The organism is Aquabacterium sp. A7-Y (assembly GCF_026153205.1).
Taxonomy (GTDB): domain Bacteria; phylum Pseudomonadota; class Gammaproteobacteria; order Burkholderiales; family Burkholderiaceae_C; genus Caldimonas.
The window spans coordinates 15,477-36,497 of sequence record NZ_JAPFBW010000021.1 but is presented as its reverse complement, the minus strand read 5'-3'; the positions used below and the strand labels follow the sequence as shown (position 1 = coordinate 36,497).

The following is a 21,021-nucleotide window of genomic DNA, read 5'->3' as shown; positions in this document are numbered from 1 at the left end:
CTTATCCGATCGAGATGACCGAGCGCTCGCCGTCGCGCCGCCCGATGATGTTCAACAGGTTGTTCAGGGCGGCTTCGTTGCCTTCGCTTGCGCGTGCTTCACCGCGGAAACGCAGGCCCTTCGGCCCCACCATGCCCTCGCCCGTCAACTGCAGGGCGCCTTCGCTCGTGCTCAACTGCGTCTGCACCTGTCCTTCGGGATTGCTGGACAGCCGCAGCCGGTAGCTGCCCAACTGCTCCAGCGTGGTCAGCGGCGACGAGGCGTTGAGTACCTCGATGTCCGCACTGCCTTGCATCTGCCAGCGGCCTGCGGCCTGCTGCAGCGTCAGTCCTTCGGGGGCGCTGAAGCGGATCGCGCCGCCCAGCCTCAGTGTGTTCCAGGGGGTGCCCAGTCCACTCAGCAGGCCACTCGGCCACTGCCCGACCCAGCCGCCCTGTGGCAGCAATTTGACCTCCGTTCGACCCAGCCCGGGCCGGATCTGCAGCGACACTGTGCCATTGAGGCAACAATCCTGCCGCAAGTTCAATTGCAAGGCCCGACCGGCGAGCCCCAGGTCCCAGGCGACGCGGCCCGGCAGCGTCGCGGCGTCCTGGCTGCCGCTGCCGCCGGTGAGGATCAGCATCGCGCTGCCGGCCCAGACCGTGCCTTGCGCCTCGGCCAGCAGCACGCGCTGCCCGGTCCCCTGGGCCACCGCGCCGGCCAGCCAGCTGGCCGGCGCACAGGCGACCACGGCGACCATTGCCCCGAGCAGCCCGCCGAGCCAGCCCCAGCGACGCGCCGCGGCCGCCGCGGCGCGCATCGAGCGGGCGGGGGCGGCGCGCAGGGAAGGCGCCCTGGGTTTGATCAGGGAGGTGCGCAGTTTCATGACCCGGACGGCAGGCTCAACACCAGCGTGCCGCTGTAGCCTTCCGCGCCGTGCGTCAGCTGGGCATCGACGGGGCGGGCACGGGCCGTGTTGCGGATTTCGTTGAGCAGGGCCCACAGCGGGTCGCCCTTGACACCGGTCAGCGTCAGCGTGGCGCGCTCGCCCTGCAGGCTGAGCTTGATCTTGCCTTCGAAGCGGGCGACCGAGGCTTGCAGCGCCGTGCTGGCCTGCGTTGCGCCGACGCTGGGCAGGTCCTTCAGGGCGCGGCTCTCGGCGGCCAGCGCGCGCATCTGCAAGAGCTGCTGGTCCAAGGCGGCCAGCCGGGCCGGCGTCTCGCGCAAGGTGCGCAGCGCCGGCGCCAGGCCCACCCACCACAGCAAGGCCAGCGCCACCAGTGCGGCTGCCGCCATCACCAGGCGGCGCTCGCGCAGGTCCATCGCGGCCCAGCGCGTGCTCAGTTGCTTGCGCAGTTCCTGCAGCTTGTCGGCCTGGAGCTTCATGCGCCTCCTCCGGCGGGGTTGCGGCGCAGGGTGAGCCGGCTGCCGTCGCGCTCGACGCGCCAGCCGGCCGGTTGCAGGCTGCCGCGGAAGGTCTCGATCTCGTCGTCGCGCCAGCCCTGCACCGACAGCGTCAGGACGCCGGTTTCGAAACGCAGGCCTTCCAGCACGCGGTCGGCCGGCCAGGCGCTGGCGGCCGCCTGGAGCATGGGCTCCAGATCGGTGTCGCCCGGCTTGCCGGCCTTGGCGCGCAGTTGTTCGGCCTCGCGCTGCATCTGCACCGGCGCGTCGAGCACCGCGCTGACATGGGGGAAGGCTTGCCGCAGCACGTCGAGCTGGGCCTGACGCCGTTCGTCGACCGCACTGCGCTGGTGCCAGGCCCAGGCATTGAGGCCGATCAGGTTGACCACCACCAGCGCGATCAGGCCCCAGCGCATCGGGCGCCATTCGGGGCCGCCGAGCTGGCGCAGCGTGTCACGCAAGGCGCGCACGCCACGGTGGCGCAAGGCGAAGTCGAACTGGCGCAGGTTCCACGCCGAATCGGCCGCACGCAGCGCCGTGTCGGCGCGCGGCAGCACCGCCACCGGCTGACCCAGCCAGTGCTCGGCGGCCTCGGCGGCGCCCGGCTCGGCCGACCAGCGCATGCCCTGCGGCGCAGGCTGCGGCAGCCAAGTGCGCGCCAGCGTGCCGCCCGGATGCAGGACCATCACCCCGTCGGGACGGGCCCAGATCAAGCGCAGTGCGCGGCTCTCCTCGGCGGCAGGATCGTGTTCAAAGTGACCGCGCGGCGGATCGGCCGGCTCGGCCTGGGGCACGATGCGGTCGATAAAAACGTTGGCACTCTCCAGCGTGTCGATCTGCAGGCGCAGCCAGGCGCGCTGCGTGACCGCGACCCAGCCTTCCTGGCCCGGCTGGGCCTGGGGCGCGATCGCGTAGTGCACGTCCTCGCTGTCTTCGAGCAGCGCGTCTTCGAGCAGGCCGGCGAGTGCGGCACGCAGCTTGCCTGCCGGCGCCTTGGGGATGGTGAGCCGGTGCCAGGCCAGGTCGCTGGCGGGCAACACGGCGACGACGCTGTCGGCCTTGGGCAGCAGGGCCGGGCCGCAGCGCCCCTGGGCGTGGACCTGGGCACCGTCCTTGCTCAGCACGTAGTCGAACTCGGCAGGCGTGCGCAGGCCACCGTCTGCTCCGGGAGCAGCACGGGGGCCCAGATGAGGGCGGGGCGCGAAGAGGATGAGAAGGACGCTCATGCAGCCTGCATATAAGGATGGGCGATTGTATGAAGCGAAGTGTGATCAGCGCTCAGGAAACACCCGCTTTAGCGGTGATGGGATGGTTGACCATGCATCAAGGTGTAAGGGGGTTGCCCGAGGTAAAACTGGCCCTTTCGCGCTGGACAACGGCGACGTTGTTGCCTCGGCGTTCGACCACGGAGCGCTCCTCGACCACCTTCTGTTCGATGCGCATGCGGCCCCGGACCTCGAAGAATTCGGACGAGATGCTGACGCGGTCCCCGAGGTTCCCGCCGGCCGCCGGGCTGCCTTGGCCCAGTTGATTGATGGCGTCCTCCACGTTCTTGAAGGGGGTGCGCTGGCGGACCTGCATCACGCGGTCGGCGCTGGCCGGATCGCCCAGCACGGCGGCGAGCACTTCCCGGGGCGCCGTGTTGAGGTTCACCTTGGTGATCTTGGGCAGCAAGGTCACATACGGCGCCAACCGTTTCGAGCTCTGTACATCGATGCCCAGCCAGTGCAACTGCTCGACCGTGGGCGGCAGCAGGGGGGCATCCTGGCCCGCGGTGCCGTCGGCCGGCCCGGGAGCACCGGGTGTCTCGGGAGCCGCGGATGCCGGCAAGGCCAGCCGCAGGGCATTGGCCAGCGCCTGCGGCACGCTGGAGTCGATGTTGAGTTGCTCGCACAGGCGTTGCAGGACCTTGACGTTGGGCTCCGACAGCTGGCCGTCGGCCTGCACCAGGTTGCGCAGGTTGAAACGGGCTTGCGCGTCGGTGATCTGCCCGGCCAGGAAGGCCTCGGGCCCGTCCTCGGCGTTCGCGTTGTCGGCCGCGAGGAAGGTCGAGAGGCGGGCCTCGGCGAGCGGGATCGCCCAGGGTTCGGAGAGGTGGTCCGGGCCGCCTGTGCGGGCGTCCTCGGCCAGGATCAGGCGCGACCAGGACAGCGCGCCGGTCAGGATCCAGGCCGACTGCGATCGGGCCCGCTCGGCCACTTCGATCTGTACCGAGCGCCATTGCCGCCAGTACATCGCGCTGGCCAGGGTGGCAACCAGGGTCACGATGATCATGGCCGTGAGCAGGGCAGCGCCCCGTTGAGCGGGTCGGAGGGCGGGCATCGTATCGGTCACTCCGAGCGCACGCGCAAGACCGTGTCGCGCGTGTAGCTGCCGTTGAGCCCGGAATCGGGGGCGGCGGTCAGTACCAGCCGCACACCCTGGGGCAGTTGCTGGGCCACCGCCGAAACGGGTTTGCCACCGCTTCCCGGGGGGGCGCCCGGGGCGCCGGCCGGGTTCTCGGCGTCGCCGGTGGACTGCGGGTTGGTCCAGGCGTTGTTGCGCCAGAAATAGACCTGCCACTGCAACACGCCCGGGAGCGCGCGCACGGTGCCGGCCTCGTTGCCGAGCAGTTGCTGCGAACGCATCCACTGCTCCTGCAGCTCGGCCCGGCGCACCACCGGCTTGGCGGCCCAGCGGTTCCAGCTGCCGTCGCGCAGCGTCCACACCACCATCTGCACCCCGTCCTCGGTGCGCCGGGTCAGGCGCAGCGAAGCACCATCGAACTCGATGGCCGGTACCTGGTCGGTGTCGTGCAGGGTGGTGAGGTCGGCCTCCCACTGCGCCAGCACGGTGTTGAGCCGCAGCACGTGGTCCAGTCGCTCCTCGCTGATCGTCTTGGTGCGCACCAGGCTGTCGACGCCGCGCCACGCCATGCCGGCGAGCACGGCGAGGATGGTGATGGTGACCAGCACCTCGATCAGCGTGAAGCCGCGGCGGGTGGAGCGGGCGCTTTTCGATCTGCGCTGCGGGTTCATCGGCGCCCCAGGATGGTCGAGAGCACCAGCAGCGGTTCGCCGGTCTCGGTGAGGATGCGCGCATCGACGCGCCGGAAATTGGGGTTGGGGGTCGGACGCACCACCAGCTGCCCGCCGTATTGGCGGCCGCCCTGCTCGCAGGCGAAGGTCGCGTCGCCGACCGAAGGCCATTGTTTGGCCAATATCATGCCGCTGATCTGGTTCTCGGCGCACCACTGGGCCGCCATCATGTCGGTGAGGCGTTCGGCATTGCGCGTCAGCGCGCCGCCGGCCTTGGCCCCGGCGCCCAGGGCGATGGCCACGATGGCCAGCGCCACCAGCACCTCGATGAGCGTGAAGCCGCGCACGCGGCTGCAGCGGCCGCGCGGCCGGGAGAGTCGGGGCAGGGGCTTCACTGGACGGGCTCGGCGACGATGGTGAAAGGTTGCAGACCGTCGGTCGCCAGCGTGACGCGGCGGTCGCCCAGCAGCAGGGTGAGGCGCTGGGCGCCGATGATGGGATCGGGGCCGAGCTGCAGGAAGGGCGCACCGATGACCTCGGCGCGCACCTCGGGGTTGAGCCAGCGGGTGGGCAGCGCTTCGGCATCGGGCAGGCCGACGAACTGAAAATCCTGTCCGGCGCTGTTGTCCTGGATCTTCGCCGTCTGCCAGCGCACCGCCAGGCCTTGTGCGCGCGCCTGTGCGCGGGCTGATTCGAGCAGTGCCGACAGTCGTTCGGCTTCGCGCTCGAGCTGAGTCGCCGAGGGGTCGCGTATCGCCAGGCTCACGGTCGACACCACCATCGCGAACAGGGCCAGCACGACCAGCAGCTCCAGCAGCGTGAAGCCGCGGGCGCGCTCGCGGGGAGCCATCGTGTGGTCCCGGCGCCGATTACTGCCAGGAGCCGACGTCGGCGTTGTTGCCTTCACCACCGGTCTGCCCGTCGGCGCCGTAGCTGAACACATCGACCTCGCCTTTGACCCCGGGACTCACATACTGATAGGGCTGCCCCCAGGGATCGTTGGGCAGCTTGTCCAGATAGGGTTTCCAATTCGGCGGGATCGGGCTTGCGCTGGGCCGGGCAATCAGTGCCTGCAGGCCTTGTTCGCTGGTGGGGTAGCGCTGGTTGTCGAGCTTGTAGAGCTTGAGAGCCTGCATCAAGTTGTTGATGTCGGTGCGGGCGGCGGTGACCCGGGCATCGCTGGCGCGGTCGAGCACATTGGGCACGATCAGCGCGCCCAGGATGCCGATGATGACCAGCACCACCATCAGTTCGATCAGCGTGAAGCCGCGCTGGCGCGGCGAAGAGGGCGATGAGGGACGACGCGTGTGCAGGCGGATCATGGTCACTCGGTTGTTGGCTGTAAGAGGTCCCGCTGCCGATGCATTCTTTCGTCTTCGGTGAAGCATTCGGAGACAAAGCACCTGTGCAAGGGCCTGGCTCGAAACCGCGGGGCTTGAATCATAATCGCCCCATGGTCTCCCGACTGATTGCATTTGTAGTATGGGCGCTGGTGGCAGGCGGCGCAGTGTTCTGGACACTGCGCCTGAGCGCGCAGCCGTTGAGCGTTCCGGCACATGCCGCTCCGGTGGTCGCCCAGATGGGCAGCCCGGCGGCGGTGTCGCGCATGCTCGGCGGCGGGCCGGAGCGCGCGCCCGAGCAGGCCGCCCCGCCGCCCGAGAGCGCCCGGTTCAAGCTGATTGGTGTCATGGCGCCACGCAGCGGCAGCACCGGCCCGGGTGTGGCGCTGCTGTCGATCGACGGCAAACCGCCCAAGGCCTTCGCTCTCGGCGGACGCATCGAAGGCGACCTGACCGTGCAGTCGCTCAGCCTGCGCGCCGCGACCATCGGCCGCGGCGAAAGCGGCAGCTCCTTCACGCTGGAGCTGCCCCCGCCGGCCCCGGCCCAGACCGGCGACCTGCCCGCCATCCCGCCGGACCAGGGTGCCGCCGCGGCGGACTCCATGCCGCCCGAGGGCTCCCAGCCCCCGCCTGGCGAGCAGCCCCAGTAAGCCCGGGGCCGCGAGCGCGGTGTTACAGGGCCGCCGGCTGCGAGGCCTCGAGCTCCTCGCCTTCGGCGACTTCGCTGAGCAGCGCCGCCGCGCTGTGCACCAGGGGCCAGGCCAAGGCAGCCCCCGCGCCGTCCACGCTTTCCAGGCCCAGTTCCAGCAGCGGGCCGACCCGCAGATGCTGCAGCGCGAAGCTGAGTCCCTGGCGGTTGTGGCTGCGGGCGTAGACGCAGTAGTCGGTGGCCGGCGCGGCAATGCGCGAGGCCACCATCAGCGCTGCGCAGGCAGGCAGGCCGTCAACGATGATGAGGTGGCGCTTGCCGGCCGCGACCAGCATGGCACCTGCCATCATCGCAATCTCGAAGCCACCCAGCGCGGCAAGGATCTCGACCGGGTCGGTGACATTGCGGTGGCGGCCCTGGGCGCCTTCGAGCACCACCATCAGGCGGGCCAGCAGATCGGGGTTCATCTGCGGGCTGCTCATCACCAGATCGCGCACCGGCAACTGCCCCAGTCGGGAGATGACCAGCGCAGCGCTTTCCTCGCTGCCTTCGCCGAGGCCGGCGCAGGCCAGGACATTGCCGGGCAGACCGTCGGCGATCTCCATGCCGGCGCGGATCGCGGCCTGGGCCTGATCCACACTCATGGCCGGGCCGACCCGGGTGTTGCGGGTCGCGTGCGCGATCTTGCGGGGCAGCACGCCCGGGTGGCGCGGCGTCGCGACGGCCAGGCCGCTGTCGACCACCGTGAAGCCCATCCCGTGGATGCGCGCGAAGGCCGCGACCGGCAGCCGTCCCGCCGCCAGGTCGTTGACCAGGCTCAGCGTGGAGGCGCCGCTGGGTGTCGTGATGCCGTCCACGGCAAGACCGTGGTCGGCGGCGAAGATCAGCAGCTGCGGATCGTGCAGGCGCGGCTTGAGTGTGTTGCGGATGAGCCCGAGGCGCACGGCCAGGGGCTCGAGTTCCCCCAGACTGCCGGCCAGGGCCTGGCGGCGCTCGAGTTTTTGTTTGAGAGCTTGTTCGAGCGGCGCGTGAAACGTCGGCGCGATCAGCGAGCGATTGAGCGACATGGGTCGGACCCTGGTGGACCAGCCGAGGCCTCGCGCCGCCCCCCACAGATCGGCGCTGCCCCGGAGCGCGATTGTTTCAGCCGGTGCGCCGCGCTGCAAGCGCCGTCGCAGCCCGTTTGAGGATCGGCAGGCGCCGTTCAGGCCGCTGGCCCGTGCGCCGCCGCTTTTGAGCTGTCAAGATCCTCAGGTTTTAGCGCAGGAAAAGTCGGTAGGCCGGGTTGTCGGTTTCTTCGACGTACGGGTAGGCCAGCGTGTCGAGGAATTGCTGGAAGGCCTTCTTGTCACCCTTGGGGACCTGGATGCCGACCAGGATGCGGCCGTAATCGGCGCCCTGGTTGCGGTAGTGGAACAGGCTGATGTTCCAGTTCGGGTGCATGCTGGAGAGGAACTTCATCAGCGCGCCCGGCCGCTCGGGGAAGATGAACCGGTAGAGGAGCTCGTCGCGTGCCAGTTCGCTGCGTCCGCCCACCATGTGGCGCAGGTGCTGCTTGGCCAGTTCATCGTGCGTCAGGTCCAGGGTCGCGAAGCCGTTTTTCTTGAACAGTGCGGCGATCTTGGCCGACTCGCCGCGGTTGGCGGTCGCCAGGCCCACGAACACGTGCGCGGCACGGGCATCCGAGATGCGGTAGTTGAACTCGGTGACGCTGCGCTGCTGCAGCAGCTCGCAGAAGCGCTTGAAGCTGCCACGTTCCTCCGGCATCGTCACGGCGAAGACCGCCTCGCGCTCCTCGCCCACTTCGGCGCGCTCGGCGACGAAACGCAGCCGGTCGAAGTTCATGTTGGCGCCGCAGGTGATGGCGACGAAGGTCTGGTCCTTGCAGCGGTGCTCCTCGGCGTATTGCTTGATCGCGGCCACCGCGAGCGCACCGGCCGGCTCGACGATGCTGCGGGTGTCCTCGAAGACGTCCTTGATCGCGGCACACACCGCGTCGGTGTCGACCACGACGAAGTCGTCCACCAGCTGGCGCGAGATGCGGAAGGTCTCCTCGCCGACCAGCTTGACGGCCGTGCCGTCTGAGAACAGGCCGACGTCGTTGAGCTGCACGCGCTTCTTGCCGCGCACCGAGCGCAGCATCGCGTCCGAGTCGTTCATCTGCACGCCGATGATCCGGATCTCGGGCCGCACCGCCTTGACATAGTTCGCCACGCCGGAGATCAGTCCGCCGCCGCCGATGGCCACGAAGATCGCGTCGATGGGGTCGGGATGCTGGCGCAGGATCTCCATCGCGATGGTGCCCTGGCCGGCGATCACGTCGGGGTCGTCGAAGGGGTGCACGAAGGTGAGGCCGTGTTTCTTCTCCAGCTCCAGGGCGTGCAGGTAGGTGTCGGAATAGCTGTCGCCGTGCAGCACCACCTCGCCGCCGAGGGCGCGCACGCCGTCGATCTTCAGTTGCGGGGTGGTCACCGGCATGGCAATGACCGCGCGGCAGCCGAGCCGGCTGGCAGCCAGCGCGACGCCCGCGGCATGGTTGCCGGCCGAGGCGCAGATGACTCCGCGCTTCAGTTGCGCCGGGCTCAGGTGGGCCATCTTGTTGTAGGCGCCGCGCAGCTTGAAGCTGAACACCGGCTGGTTGTCCTCGCGCTTGAGCAGCACGCGGTTGCCGACGCGCTTGGAGAGGTTGCGTGCGACTTCGAGTTGGGACTCGATTGCCACGTCGTAGACCTTGGCGGTCAGGATCTTCTGCAGATAATCGGCCGGCTTGAGCTGGCGGGCGGTGCTGCGTGTGGCAGGCCGGACGGCCTTTTTTCGGGGGGCGGGGGAGGCAGAAGAGCGGTTCGTGGCGCGGGCCATCTGGGTTTCTCCAACGGGGGCGCCGATCATACCGCCAGCCCCTGGCGGGGCCGGGCGCCGGGACGGCGCCGCCGCAGACGGTGCGCGGCACAAAGAAAAAGGCCCAGAGCCGTGAGGCGCTGGGCCGAATCCACCAAAAGAGGAGGGTGGAGGAGACAAACTGAACGAAGTCGGTGTGATGTTCGACAATGGCCTTACATCAGATGAATGGGAGTTTAACGTGGTTCGATGGTGCAGTGCAATAAAAAAATCACGTTCGAACGTTTTTTCAAGGCGCAGCGCGCTGGGCACCGGGCGCCGCGCCGCACAAAATCGCGACTTTCTCCACACCTTGCAAGAAGCACATTCATGGAATGCACAGTGAACTGGCTGCCGGCCTCCGGCATGGCGTTTTCGGCGGAGACCGGCAGTGGCCACCTCCTGACGATGGACGGGGCGCCCGACGGCGGCGGCCGCGACCTCGCGCCGCGCCCGATGGAGACCGTGCTGGCCGGCACGGGGGGCTGCACGGCCTATGACGTCGTGCTCATCCTCAAGCGCGGCCGCCACGACGTGCGCGGCTGTCAGGTGCAGATCAAGGCCGACCGGGCCGAGGTCGACCCCAAGGTGTTCACCCGCATCCAGATGCATTTCGTCGTGACTGGCAAGGGGGTGCCGGAGGCGGCGGTGCAGCGTGCCATCCAGATGTCGCACGACAAGTACTGCTCGGCGAGCATCATGCTGGGCAAGACGGCCGAGATCACGACCAGCTTCGAGATTGTCGAGGCCTGAGCGCGCTGCTCGACGTCGGTGCGGTGCCTCGCGGGCGCCGGCGCTCAGAGGTAGTGCGCGGTCGTCGTCATCACCTTGGCGGCAGCCCGCATCAGCAGCCGCACCGGCAGCGGCAGGGTGGCCGCGCCGGCCTGCTCGGCGTCGCGGGCGTGGCGCGCTTCGTCTTCCTTCATCTGCTCGACGATGGCGCGCGAGGCGCGGTCTTGCTCGGGCAGGCGCTTCAGGTGGCTGTCGAGATGGCGCTCGACCTGCCGTTCCGTCTCCACCACGAAACCCAGGCTCACCCGGTCGCCGGCCAGGCGCCCGGCCGCGATGCCGATGCCCAGCGCCCCGGCATACCAGAGCGGGTTCAGCAGGCTGGCGCGGTCCCCCAGTTCGTCCAGGCGCTGCCGGGTCCACGCCAGGTGGTCGGTCTCCTCGCGTGCGGCCGCCTCGAAGTGGGCCTTGAGCTGCGTATCGCGCGTGACCAGCGCCTGCCCGGTGTAAAGCGCCTGGGCGCAGACTTCACCGACGTGATTCACCCGCATCAAGGCGCCGGCCAGGCGCCGCTCGGCATCGCTGAGCGGCGCCTCCGGTGCGTCGTGCGGGGTGCCGGGCAGGGGCCGGGGACGCGAGGCGTGGTGGCTGCCGAAGACGGTACGCAAGGCCTTGTCGGCCGTCCCGAGGATCACGTCGAGGGCGGAAGGGCTCATGGTCGAAGCACGGAAGATGGTTCAGGCAATCAGGATAACTCGCTACGCCGATCGGTTGACCGGGTCATTGACCCGTGGCAGCTCTTGGCAAGGTTCGAACGTCTCGTTGCGAATTGGCAACAAGGGGACTGCTTTTGTGGTTCCTCCGCTGGTCGCCGCCGAACGGCTCTGGTGGAATACGTGCAGCTTCCGATTAGGAGGTCGGCCTGAAGCGCCACACCAAAAAGGCGCTCAGGACCTCTTGTTCAACCCTGGAGATAGTTGCAATGAAAAAATCTCTTCTCGCTCTCGCCGTTCTGGGTGCTTTTGCTGGCGCCGCTTCGGCCCAGTCTGCCGTGACCATCTACGGCAAGATCGACATGGGCCTGGCGAAGGCCAACGACGGTGAGTCCATCCTGACCGGCGGTCCCAGCAACGACAAGCTGCAGGTCCGGGAGCAGGCGGGTTCGCGTCTGGGCTTCCGTGGCACGGAAGACCTGGGTGGTGGCCTGAAAGCGAACTTCCAGATCGAGCACCGTTTCCAGCCCGACGGCGGCAATATCACTTCCGCGGCCTCCTTCTGGGACGGCATGTCCTGGGTCGGCCTGTCCGGTGCTTTCGGTGAATTGCGCCTCGGCCGCGACTACTCTCCGTACTTCTGGACCAACATCGCCGCCGATCCCTGGGGCTATGACACCGTCGCGCAAGCCGGCATGCTGCACACCTCGGCCGGTATTGCCGTGTCCCGTTACGGCAACATGATCAGTTACCGTACCCCCGACATGGGCGGCTTGACGGCGCAGGCCGCCATCGGCCTGGCCGAGAAGGACGACACCGAGCACAACATCGGCTTCAACGTCCAGTACAAGGGCGGCCCGCTGTACGCCGGCTTCGGTTATCACCGTGGCGGTGCGGCCACCGGCTTCACGGGCATGCTCCTGTCTCTCAATCCCGGCATGACGACCTCGTCGCCGACTTATGGCCCTGCACTGGCTGAACTGGGCCTGGACGACGACCACACCGCCAGCAGCTTCGGCTTCACCGTTTCCTATGACCTGGGTGTCGCCAAGCTCATCGGTAGCGTGGCGCAATCCAAGACCGAGACGGCCCTGGAAGATACCGAGGACGCGAAGGCTCGTAACTTCCTCTTCGCCGTGTCGGCACCGCTGGGCGGCGGCGACCTGCGCGGTGTGGTTACCCAACTGCGCGGCAAGGACGGCCTCGACGGCCTGCGTATCACCAAGTTCGGTCTGGGCTACCACTATCCGCTGAGCAAGCGCACCAAGGTGTACGCTGACGTCGGCTCCGCGAAGACCAAGTTCGACGACGAGAGCCTGAAGCGTCGCACCGCCTTCGACCTCGGCATCCAGCACAACTTCTGATCGTTGGCTCGCCTTGCGCGAGTGAACCCGGAAGATCAAAGAGCCGCCCTCGGGCGGCTCTTTTTATTTCAGCGGCCGAAGGTACAGAATCAAGCTGTCGTTTGACGCAAAGCCGACAAACGGACCGGACCCGGTTCAACCACAAGCGCCTGTATCAATTACAACTCGAAGCCAGGCACGCCGCGCCATGCCCGGCGGCCCTCGGGCATACCCCTTTGACGAGTGGCAAGCCTTTTGCTGATCATGCGGGTTTTATATTCGGAAGTCACTTTCATGGTGCATCGCCTCTCCCTTGCGGCCACCGTCGCTTCGACGTGCGCTGCCGCTGCCCTGACCGTGGGCGGCATGTCGACCGCCCAGGCCAAGACCTTCAAATGGGCCAGCGCCAGCGATATCCCGACCTGGGACATCCATTCGCAGAACAACGCGCTCGGCAGCGGCATCCACGCGGCGGTCTACGAGACGCTCTTCTATTACAACCACAAGTTCGAGGTTGAACCCATCCTCGCGACCGGCAGCAAGCAGATCAGCCCGACCCAGCTGCGCGTCACCCTGCGGCAGGGCGTCAAGTTCCACGACGGCGCCAGCTTCACGGCCGACGACGCGGTCTACTCGCTGACGCGCGCGATGGAGAAGACGTCCAACTACGGCATCTTCACGCAGGGCATCGACAAGGTGGTGAAGGTCGACGACTACACCATCGACATCCTCACCAAGGGGCCGAACCCGGTGCTGCTGCGCCAGCTGACCGAGCTGCGCATGATGGACAAGGAGTGGTCGGAGAAGAACAAGTCGACCACCCCGATGGACATCAAGAGCAAGGACGAGAACCACGCTCACCGCAACGCCAACGGCACCGGCCCCTTCATGCTCAAGAGCTGGGACCAGGACGTGCGCATGGTGCTGGTGAAAAACCCGAACTGGTGGGGCAAGATGCCCGGCAACGTGACCGAGATCGTCTACACGCCGATCAAGTCCGAGGCCACCCGCATCGCCGCGCTGCTCTCCGGCGAGGTCGACCTGGTGCTCGACCCCTCGCCCGCGGACCTCGGCCGCCTGCGCAACAACCCGGCGCTCAAGGTCGTGGACGGTGTCGAGAACCGCACCATCTTTTTCGGCATGGACCAGTTCCGCGACGAACTGCCCGGCTCCAACGTCAAGGGCAAGAACCCGCTGAAGGATGTGCGGGTGCGCAAGGCGCTCTACCAGGCCATCGACGCCACCGCGATCCAGAAGAACACGATGCGCGGCCTGAGCCAGCCCACCGGCACCTTGATCCCGCCGCAGGCCAACGGCTGGACCAAGAAGGCCGACGCGCGCCTGCCCTATGACGTCGCTGGCGCCAAGAAGCTGCTGGCCGAGGCCGGCTATCCGAACGGCTTCGAGGTCGACTTCGCCTGCCCCAACAACCGCTACATCAACGACGAAGAGATCTGCCAGGCGGTCACCGCGATGTGGGCCCGCATCGGTGTGAAAGCCAAGCTGCGCACCCTGCCGCTGGTGACCTACTTCCCGATGATCCAGCGCTACGAAGCCAGCATCTACATGCTGGGCTGGGGCGTGCCGACCTTCGATGCGCTGTACTCCCTGCAGTCCCTGGTGCGCAGCGTCGGCGCGCAGGGCGACGGCAACTACAACAACGGGCGCTACAGCAATCCGCGCATCGACGCACTGGTCGAGCGGATCAAGAAGGAGATCGACCCGGCCAACCGCAACCAGCTGATCGAGCAGGCCCTGCTGCTGTCGGGCGAGGACGTGAGCCACATTCCGCTGCACAACCAGGTCATCCCCTGGGCGATGAAAAAGAATGTCGACGTGGTCCACCGCGCCGACAATCGCGTCGACATCCGCAACGTCAAGATCAACTGATCTCGTTTCGCCGGGTGCGCCGCCCGTGAGGGCGGCGCGATCCTTGCTGGCCTGATGGACCTCGGCCGGCAGGGCTGGTTTTTGCGCGGCGGCGCTGGCGACCCCTCGCTGCCGCTGACAGGGACTGTGCAGATGTTCGTTTTCATTCTTCGCCGCCTGATGCAGGCGGTCATCGTGATGCTCACGGTGGCCTTCATCGCCTTCACGCTGTTCCAGTTCGTCGGCGACCCCGTCACCAACTTGCTCGGGCAGGACGCGACGCCGGAAGACCGCGCGCGCCTGCGCGCCGACCTCGGGCTGGATCAGCCTTTCCCGGTGCAGTTCGCGCGTTTCGTCGGCAACGCCGTACAGGGGGAGTTCGGCATCAGCCTGCGCCAGGGCCGCAAGGTCTCGAGTCTGATCGCCGAGCGCTTCCCCGCCACCCTGGAGCTGTCGATGGTGGCCGGCGTGCTGGCCCTCGTGGTCGGTATCCCGATGGGGGTCTACACCGCTCTGCGGCGCGGCAGCTTCCTCTCGCAGGTGCTGCTGACCCTCTCCCTGCTGGGTGTCTCGCTGCCGACCTTCCTGATCGGCATCCTGCTGATCCTGGTGTTTTCCGTGACCCTGGGCTGGCTGCCGAGTTTCGGCCGCGGCGAGACCGTGTCGCTGGGCCCCTGGAGCACCGGTTTCCTGACACTGGACGGCTGGAAGCATCTGGTCCTGCCCGCGGTCACGCTGGCGGTGTTCCAGCTGACGCTGATCATGCGCATCGTGCGGGCCGAGATGCTGGAGGTGCTGCGCACCGACTACATCAAGTTCGCGCGGGCCCGCGGGCTGTCCGACCGGGCAGTGCATTTCGGGCATGCGCTGAAAAACACGCTGGTGCCCGTCATTACCATCACCGGTCTGCAGATCGGCTCGCTGATCGCCTTTGCCATCATCACCGAGACGGTGTTCCAGTGGCCGGGCATGGGCCTGCTGTTCATTCAGGCGGTGACCTTCGCCGACATCCCGGTGATGGCAGCCTACCTGTGCCTGATCGCTTTGCTGTTCGTGCTGATCAACCTGGTCGTGGACCTGCTGTACTTCGCGGTGGACCCGCGGCTGCGTATAACCAAGGCTTCCGGAGCGCACTGACGACCATGCGTGCCCTGACCCACGCCGCCCAGCAGGGCCTGTTCGCGCACATCGCGCGTTTTCACCCGGAACTCACCGCCTTCCGGCGCGACCTGCATGCCCACCCCGAACTCGGCTTCGAGGAGGTCCGCACCGCCAGCCGGGTGGTGGAGGCCCTGAAGCTGACCCGCGTCGACGAGGTGCACACCGGCATCGCCAAGACCGGCGTGGTGGCGGTCATCCGTGGCCGTTCGCATGTGTCCGGTCGCAGCATCGCGCTGCGCGCCGACATGGACGCGCTGCCGATGCGCGAGGAGAACGACTTCGCCTGGCGCTCCGGACGCAGCGGCCTGATGCACGGTTGCGGCCACGACGGCCACGTCACGATGCTGGTCGGCGCGGCGCGCTACCTGGCCGAGACGCGCCGCTTCGACGGCACCGTCTACCTGGTGTTCCAGCCCGGCGAGGAAGGGTTCGCGGGCGCCAAGGCCATGATCGACGACGGCCTGTTCGAGCGTTTCCCGGCTCAGGCCGTGTACGCGATGCACAACTGGCCCCACCTGCCGGCGGGCCAGGTCGGCGTCGCGCCCGGCCCGATGATGGCGGCGGCCGACCGCATCGAGATCACCGTCACCGGCAAGGGCGGCCACGGCGCTCACCCCCACCTCGCGGTCGACCCCGTGCTGGTGTCGGCCCACATCATCACGGCCGCCCAGAGCCTGGTGTCGCGCAACGTCAGCCCCTTCGACAACGCGGTGCTGAGCATCTGCGCGGTGCACGGGGGCGACGTTGGCGCGATGAGCGTGATCCCGCGGCAGGCCAAGCTGGTCGGCACGGTGCGGACCTTCCGGCCCCAGGTGCAGGAGATGATCGAGGAACGCCTGGCGCGCCTGGTCGAGTCGGTCGCGATGGGCCTGGGGGCGACCGCGACGCTGGACTACCAGCGGGTCTACCCGGCCACCGTCAACAGCGTGGCCGAGGCGACGTTCGCAGCACGTGTCGCCGAGTCGCTGGTCGGGCCCGAGCAGGTGCTGCGCGACCTGCAGCCCAGCATGGGCGCGGAAGACTTCTCTTTCATGTTGCAGGTCAAGCCGGGCGCCTACCTGCGCATCGGACAGGGCCGCGAGGCCAACGACCCGGGCTGTTTCCTGCACAGCGGGCGCTACGACTTCAACGACGAAATCCTGCCGTTGGGGTCGGCCCTGTTTGCATCGCTTGCAGAACAGGCGATGCCTCTCAACCCAGGAGGAGGATCCCCATGACGAAGCTCCAGCCCACCCTGATCGCCCTGGCGCTGGCCGCGGCCTGCGGCCTGGCCGGCGCCAAGACGGTGCGCATCGCCAACCAGGGCGACGCGACCTCGATGGACCCGCACTCGCTCAACGAGTCCTTCCAGCTCAGCTTCACCGGCAATGTCTACGAGCCGCTGGTGGCGCACGACAAGAAGCTGGGCCTGGTGCCGGGCCTCGCGACACGTTGGAGCCAGCCTTCGCCCACGGTGTGGCGCTTCGAGCTGCGCCGCGGCGTGAGCTTCCACGACGGCGCGCCCTTCAGCGCCGACGACGTGGTGTTCTCCTTCAAGCGTGCGGCCAGCGAGGGGTCGGACATGCGCAGCTACACCTCCTCGATCAAGGAGGTGCGCAAGATCGACCCGCACACCGTCGAGATCGAGACCACGGCGCCTTTCCCCATCCTGCCGGACGTCATCTCGCTGGTCTACATGATGAGCCGCAGCTGGTGCGAAACCCACAAGGCCGAGAACCCGGTCGACCGCCGCAAGGGTATCGAGAACGCGGCCAGCTTCCGTGCCAACGGCACCGGCCCGTTCCGCCTCAAGGAGCGCCAGCCCTCGACACGGACCGTGCTGGTGCGCCACACCGGCTACTGGGACAAGATCGAGTCCAATGTCGACGAGGTGGTGTTCACGCCGATCGGCAACGACGCGACCCGGGTCGCGGCGATGCTGTCCGGCGAGATCGACGTGATGGAGCCGGTACCGCTGCAGGACCTCGACCGCCTCAAGGCTTCGCCCCAGGTGCGCGTGCTGCTGGCCCCGGAGCTGCGCACCATCTTCCTCGGCATGGACCAGAAGCGCGACGAGCTGCAGTATTCCAGCGTGAAGGGCAAGAACCCGTTCAAGGACAAGCGGGTGCGCCAGGCCGTCTACCAGGCGATCGACATCGAGACCATCAAGAGCCGGGTGATGCGCAACGCCGCGACACCCACCGCGCTGATGGTGGCCCCCGGCATCCGGGGTTTCGCGCCGGAGCTCAACAAGCGCCTGCCTCACGATCCCGAGGCGGCGAAAAAGCTGCTGGCCGAAGCCGGCTACCCGAACGGCTTCGAGGTCGCGCTGAACTGTCCCAACGACCGCTATGTCAACGACGGCGAGGTCTGCCAGGCGGTGGCTGCCAATCTCGCGCGCGTTGGCATCAAGGTCAACCTGCAGGCCGAGACCAAGGCGACCTACTTCCCCAAGATCCTCAGCCGCAACACCAGCTTCTACATGCTCGGCTGGACGCCCGGCACCTACGACGCCCACAACGCGCTCAACGCGCTGATGGCCACCCCGGGCGAGAAGGGCCAGGGCCAGTTCAACCTGGGCAGCTACAGCAATCCCCGGCTGGACGAGCTGACGCTGAAGATCCAGGCCGAGACGGACGCCGCCCGGCGCAACGAGATGATCCGCGAGGCCTTCAAGATCCACCAGGACGACGTGGGCCACATCCCGCTGCACCAGCAGTCGCTGGCGTGGGCGGCCAAGAAGAACATCGAGCTGGTCCAGCAGGCCGACAACTTCATGCTCTACAAGTGGATCGTCGTGAAGTGATGGTTTTTCCCCTCGACGGGGTCGGGTCACAAGCCGGGTTCCGTCTTTCAGCACCTGCCGAGTGATGACAACAACTGCCTTGCAACGTTTTTTCGACGGCGACGTCTGGTTCAGCTTCCGGACCTCGCCGGTCGCCGTCATGGCCGCGGTGATCGCCGCGGTCTGCATCTTCTGCGCGGTGTTCGCCGAGCTGGTCGCGCCGCACAACCCCTTCGACCTCGCCACGCTGGAGCTGGGCGACGCCCGCCTGCCGCCGGCCTGGATGGAGGAGGGCAAGGCCACCTACCTGCTGGGCACCGACGACCAGGGCCGCGACATCCTCTCGGCGCTGATGTACGGTGCGCGCATCTCGCTGCTGGTGGGCCTGGCCTCGGTCGCGCTGTCGCTGGTGATCGGCGTGAGCCTGGGGCTGCTGTCGGGTTTTGTCGGCGGCAAGCTTGACGCCTTCCTGATGCGGGTGTGCGACGTGATGCTGTCCTTCCCGACCATCCTGGTGGCCCTGCTGATCGACGGCGTCGGCCGCGCGATGTTCCCGGATGCCCACGAGACCCTGGCCTTTGCGGTATTGATCGTCTCGATCGGGGCCACCAAGTGGGTCGACTATGCCCGGACCGTGCGGGGCTCCACCCTGGTGGAGCGCAACAAGGACTATGTGCACGCCGCCCGCGTCATTGGTGTCAGCCCGCTGCGCATCATGCGCAAGCACGTGCTGCCCAACGTGCTCGGGCCGGTGCTGGTGCTGTCCACCATCCAGGTCGCGCAGGCCATCATCATCGAGGCGACCCTGTCCTTCCTGGGCGTCGGCGTGCCGCCGACCTCACCCTCGCTGGGCACCCTGATCCGCGTCGGCAACGACTTCCTGTTCAGCGGCGAGTGGTGGATCACGATCTTCCCGGGTGTCATGCTGGTGCTGATCGCGCTCAGCGTGAACCTGCTGGGCGACTGGCTGCGCGACGCGCTGAACCCCCGTCTGCGTTGAGGAGCAAGGGCATGACCACGACACCTCTGCTGCAAGTCAAGAACCTGCGCGTCGAGTTTCCGACCCGGCACGGCACCCTGCTCGCGCTGGACGACATCTCCTTTGACATCTCCGCCGGCGAGATCCTCGGCGTGGTGGGCGAGTCGGGCGCGGGCAAGTCCCTCACCGGCGCCTCCATCATCGGGCTGCTGGAGCCGCCCGGGCGCATCGCCGGCGGCGAGATCCGGCTCGACGGGCAGCGCATCGACAACCTGCCGCCCGCGGCCCTGCGCAAGGTACGGGGGCGTCGCATCGGCGCGATCTTCCAGGACCCGCTGACCTCGCTGAACCCGCTCTACACGGTGGGCCGCCAGCTGGTCGAGACCATCCAGACCCACCTGCCGATGGGCGGCGCCGAGGCGCGCCGGCGCGCCATCCAGCTGCTCAAGGACACCGGCATTCCGGCGGCCGAGGCGCGCATCGACCACTACCCCCACCAGTTCTCCGGCGGCATGCGCCAACGGGTGGTGATCGCGCTGGCGCTGGCCGCCGAGCCGCAGCTGATCGTCGCCGACGAGCCGACCACCGCGCTCGATGTCTCGATCCAGGCTCAGATCATCACGCTGCTCAAGCGCCTGTGCCGCGAGAAGGGCGCGGCCGTGATGCTGGTGACGCACGACATGGGGGTCATCGCCGAAACCTGCGACCGCGTCGCCGTGATGTATGCCGGGCGTATCGCCGAGATCGGACCGGTGCAGGAGGTGATCCATGCCCCGGCGCATCCCTACACCGCCGGGCTCATGGGCTCCATCCCGTCGATCGAGGACGACCGCGAGCGGCTCTCTCAGATCGACGGTTCGATGCCGCGGCTCAATGCCATTCCCCGGGGCTGCGCCTTCAACCCGCGCTGCCCCCGTGTGTTCGACCGCTGCCGGGTGGAACGGCCCGAGCTGCTGGATGCCGGCCGTACCCGGGCCGCCTGCTGGCTGCACGCCGAACAACCGCTGAGGAGGGCCGCATGAACCCGAGCATGAGCATGACCGCGACGCCCGCTGCCCTGATGGACCCGCACGCGGCGCCTCGCACGACGGACGCGTCGAAAACGGCCCTGGTGCAGGTCACGGACCTCGCCAAGATCTTCGACGTTTCGGCGCCCTGGCTCAACCGGGTGGTCGAGCGCAAGCCGAAGCAGTACGTCCACGCCGTCGACGGCGTCAGCTTCGCCATCGAACGGGGCCGCACGCTGGCACTGGTCGGCGAGTCGGGCTGCGGCAAGAGCACCGTGGCCCGGTTGCTGGTCGGGCTCTACGAGCCGAGCCGCGGCGAGGTGCGTTTCGACGGGCAGGCCACCGGGGCCGCGCTGGCCACGCGCGAAGGGCGCATCCTGCGTCGGCGCATGCAGATGATCTTCCAGGACCCTTATGCCAGCCTCAACCCGCGCTGGAAGGTGCAGGACATCATCGCGGAGCCGCTGCTGGAGCACGGCCTGCTCAAGGGCGGCGAGGCGTTGCGGCAGCGGGTCGGCGAGCTGCTGGAGTCGGTGGGCCTCTCGGCCGCCGACATGCAGAAGTTCCCGCACCAGTTCTCCGGCGGGCAGCGCCAGCGCATCTCGATCGCGCGGGCGCTGGCAACCGAGCCCGAGTTCCTGGTCTGCGACGAGCCCACCTCGGCGCTCGACGTCTCGGTGCAGGCCCAGGTGCTGAACATCATGAAAAACCTGCAGCGCGAGCGCGGGCTCACCTATCTCTTCATCTCGCACAACCTCGCCGTCGTGCACCACGTGGCCGACGAGGTCGGCGTGATGTACCTGGGCCGGCTGGTCGAGCTGGCGCCCAAGCGCGAGCTGTTCGAGCGGCCCCAGCATCCCTACACGCGGATGCTGCTCGACGCGATTCCCGACATCCGCATGACCGGGCGCTCGCGTGTGCCGGTGCAGGGCGAGGTGCCCAACCCGCTCAACCCGCCGCAGGGCTGCGCCTTCCATCCCCGCTGCCCGCATGCCAACGCGCGCTGCTCGCAGGAGCGGCCCGTGCTGAAAGAGTTGCGCGGTGTGAAGGTGGCCTGCCACGCGGTGGAGGAGGGGCGGATCTGAGAGCGGTCGCTGCCCGGCCCAGTGCCGCCCGCGGCCCTGCGCCGGCGGGCTGCCAGCACCACGGCAGCCAGACCCAGGCTGGTCAGTGCCACGCTGGAGGCTTCG

The 21,021-nt window shown here is 68.1% G+C and carries 21 protein-coding genes; 10 read left to right on the top strand and 11 right to left on the bottom strand.

Features of this window, described 5'->3' with window-relative positions; genetic code table 11:
- Position 1: 1 nt before the first annotated feature.
- The 8 genes from gspN to gspG form a co-directional block, all read right to left on the bottom strand.
- On the bottom strand, positions 2-865 hold the full coding sequence (gene gspN, locus OOT46_RS18795) for a type II secretion system protein N (protein WP_265405160.1): 864 nt from the start codon (positions 863-865) through the stop codon (positions 2-4).
- Entirely contained in the window at positions 862-1,365 is a 504-nt protein-coding gene (gspM, locus tag OOT46_RS18790) for a type II secretion system protein GspM (RefSeq protein WP_265405159.1), read from the bottom strand. Before gspM ends, gspN begins: the two co-directional genes overlap by 4 nt.
- Positions 1,362-2,609: a type II secretion system protein GspL gene (gene gspL, locus OOT46_RS18785; protein WP_265405158.1), complete on the bottom strand. Its 1,248-nt coding sequence runs from the start codon at positions 2,607-2,609 to the stop codon at positions 1,362-1,364. The genes gspM and gspL overlap by 4 nt, the downstream gene beginning before the upstream one ends.
- A 97-nt stretch (positions 2,610-2,706) precedes the next feature.
- The gene (gspK, locus tag OOT46_RS18780) at positions 2,707-3,705 is read right to left on the bottom strand and encodes a type II secretion system minor pseudopilin GspK (protein WP_265405157.1); all 999 of its coding nucleotides are present in this window, start codon (positions 3,703-3,705) and stop codon (positions 2,707-2,709) included.
- A gap of 8 nt (positions 3,706-3,713) precedes the next feature.
- Positions 3,714-4,400 carry a PulJ/GspJ family protein gene (locus OOT46_RS18775; RefSeq protein WP_265405156.1) on the bottom strand — a complete coding sequence of 229 codons (687 nt, stop codon included), beginning with the start codon at positions 4,398-4,400 and terminating at the stop codon, positions 3,714-3,716.
- Positions 4,397-4,795: a type II secretion system minor pseudopilin GspI gene (gspI, locus tag OOT46_RS18770; RefSeq protein ID WP_265405155.1), complete on the bottom strand. Its 399-nt coding sequence runs from the start codon at positions 4,793-4,795 to the stop codon at positions 4,397-4,399. Before gspI ends, OOT46_RS18775 begins: the two co-directional genes overlap by 4 nt.
- Positions 4,792-5,250 (bottom strand): prepilin-type N-terminal cleavage/methylation domain-containing protein, encoded by a 459-nt coding sequence (locus tag OOT46_RS18765; RefSeq protein WP_265405154.1) that lies wholly within the window; start codon positions 5,248-5,250, stop codon positions 4,792-4,794. Before OOT46_RS18765 ends, gspI begins: the two co-directional genes overlap by 4 nt.
- A 19-nt stretch (positions 5,251-5,269) precedes the next feature.
- Positions 5,270-5,722, bottom strand: a complete 453-nt coding sequence (gene gspG / locus OOT46_RS18760) for a type II secretion system major pseudopilin GspG (protein ID WP_265405153.1) — start codon at positions 5,720-5,722, stop codon at positions 5,270-5,272.
- A 131-nt stretch (positions 5,723-5,853) separates the two neighbouring features.
- Here gspG and OOT46_RS18755 point away from each other — a divergent pair, with 131 nt between their 5' ends.
- The gene (locus tag OOT46_RS18755) at positions 5,854-6,390 is read left to right on the top strand and encodes a hypothetical protein (protein WP_265405152.1); all 537 of its coding nucleotides are present in this window, start codon (positions 5,854-5,856) and stop codon (positions 6,388-6,390) included.
- A 22-nt stretch (positions 6,391-6,412) separates the two neighbouring features.
- Here the strand turns inward: OOT46_RS18755 and OOT46_RS18750 are convergent, their stop codons facing one another.
- Both OOT46_RS18750 and ilvA read right to left on the bottom strand, forming a co-directional pair.
- Positions 6,413-7,456, bottom strand: coding sequence for a nicotinate-nucleotide--dimethylbenzimidazole phosphoribosyltransferase (locus OOT46_RS18750; RefSeq protein WP_265405151.1), 1,044 nt, complete (start codon positions 7,454-7,456; stop codon positions 6,413-6,415).
- A 190-nt stretch (positions 7,457-7,646) separates the two neighbouring features.
- Complete coding sequence (gene ilvA, locus OOT46_RS18745; RefSeq protein ID WP_265405150.1) at positions 7,647-9,248, bottom strand: threonine ammonia-lyase, biosynthetic; 1,602 nt, start codon at positions 9,246-9,248, stop codon at positions 7,647-7,649.
- A 348-nt stretch (positions 9,249-9,596) separates the two neighbouring features.
- On the opposite strand from ilvA, the gene OOT46_RS18740 reads away from it, so the two are divergent.
- Positions 9,597-10,019 (top strand): OsmC family protein, encoded by a 423-nt coding sequence (locus OOT46_RS18740; protein ID WP_265405149.1) that lies wholly within the window; start codon positions 9,597-9,599, stop codon positions 10,017-10,019.
- Between the two features lie 44 nt (positions 10,020-10,063).
- Here OOT46_RS18740 and coq7 read toward each other — a convergent pair whose 3' ends face one another.
- On the bottom strand, positions 10,064-10,711 hold the full coding sequence (gene coq7 / locus OOT46_RS18735) for a 2-polyprenyl-3-methyl-6-methoxy-1,4-benzoquinone monooxygenase (protein WP_265405148.1): 648 nt from the start codon (positions 10,709-10,711) through the stop codon (positions 10,064-10,066).
- Positions 10,712-10,977: 266 nt separating this feature from the next.
- On the opposite strand from coq7, the gene OOT46_RS18730 reads away from it, so the two are divergent.
- The 8 genes from OOT46_RS18730 (at position 10,978) to OOT46_RS18695 (ending at position 20,916) form a co-directional block, all read left to right on the top strand.
- Positions 10,978-12,072, top strand: coding sequence for a porin (locus OOT46_RS18730; protein WP_265405147.1), 1,095 nt, complete (start codon positions 10,978-10,980; stop codon positions 12,070-12,072).
- 273 nt (positions 12,073-12,345) lie between these two features.
- Entirely contained in the window at positions 12,346-13,941 is a 1,596-nt protein-coding gene (locus OOT46_RS18725; protein ID WP_416136224.1) for an ABC transporter substrate-binding protein, read from the top strand.
- 132 nt (positions 13,942-14,073) lie between these two features.
- Entirely contained in the window at positions 14,074-15,057 is a 984-nt protein-coding gene (locus OOT46_RS18720; protein ID WP_265405146.1) for an ABC transporter permease, read from the top strand.
- Positions 15,058-15,062: 5 nt separating this feature from the next.
- Positions 15,063-16,298 carry a M20 aminoacylase family protein gene (locus tag OOT46_RS18715; RefSeq protein WP_265405145.1) on the top strand — a complete coding sequence of 412 codons (1,236 nt, stop codon included), beginning with the start codon at positions 15,063-15,065 and terminating at the stop codon, positions 16,296-16,298.
- Positions 16,295-17,866 (top strand): ABC transporter substrate-binding protein, encoded by a 1,572-nt coding sequence (locus tag OOT46_RS18710; RefSeq protein ID WP_265405144.1) that lies wholly within the window; start codon positions 16,295-16,297, stop codon positions 17,864-17,866. The genes OOT46_RS18715 and OOT46_RS18710 overlap by 4 nt, the downstream gene beginning before the upstream one ends.
- A gap of 64 nt (positions 17,867-17,930) precedes the next feature.
- Positions 17,931-18,845, top strand: a complete 915-nt coding sequence (locus OOT46_RS18705; protein WP_265405143.1) for an ABC transporter permease — start codon at positions 17,931-17,933, stop codon at positions 18,843-18,845.
- 11 nt (positions 18,846-18,856) lie between these two features.
- Positions 18,857-19,846, top strand: coding sequence for an ABC transporter ATP-binding protein (locus tag OOT46_RS18700; RefSeq protein ID WP_265405142.1), 990 nt, complete (start codon positions 18,857-18,859; stop codon positions 19,844-19,846).
- Positions 19,847-19,884: 38 nt separating this feature from the next.
- Entirely contained in the window at positions 19,885-20,916 is a 1,032-nt protein-coding gene (locus tag OOT46_RS18695; RefSeq protein WP_265405239.1) for an ABC transporter ATP-binding protein, read from the top strand.
- The last annotated feature ends 105 nt before the right edge of the window (positions 20,917-21,021 follow it).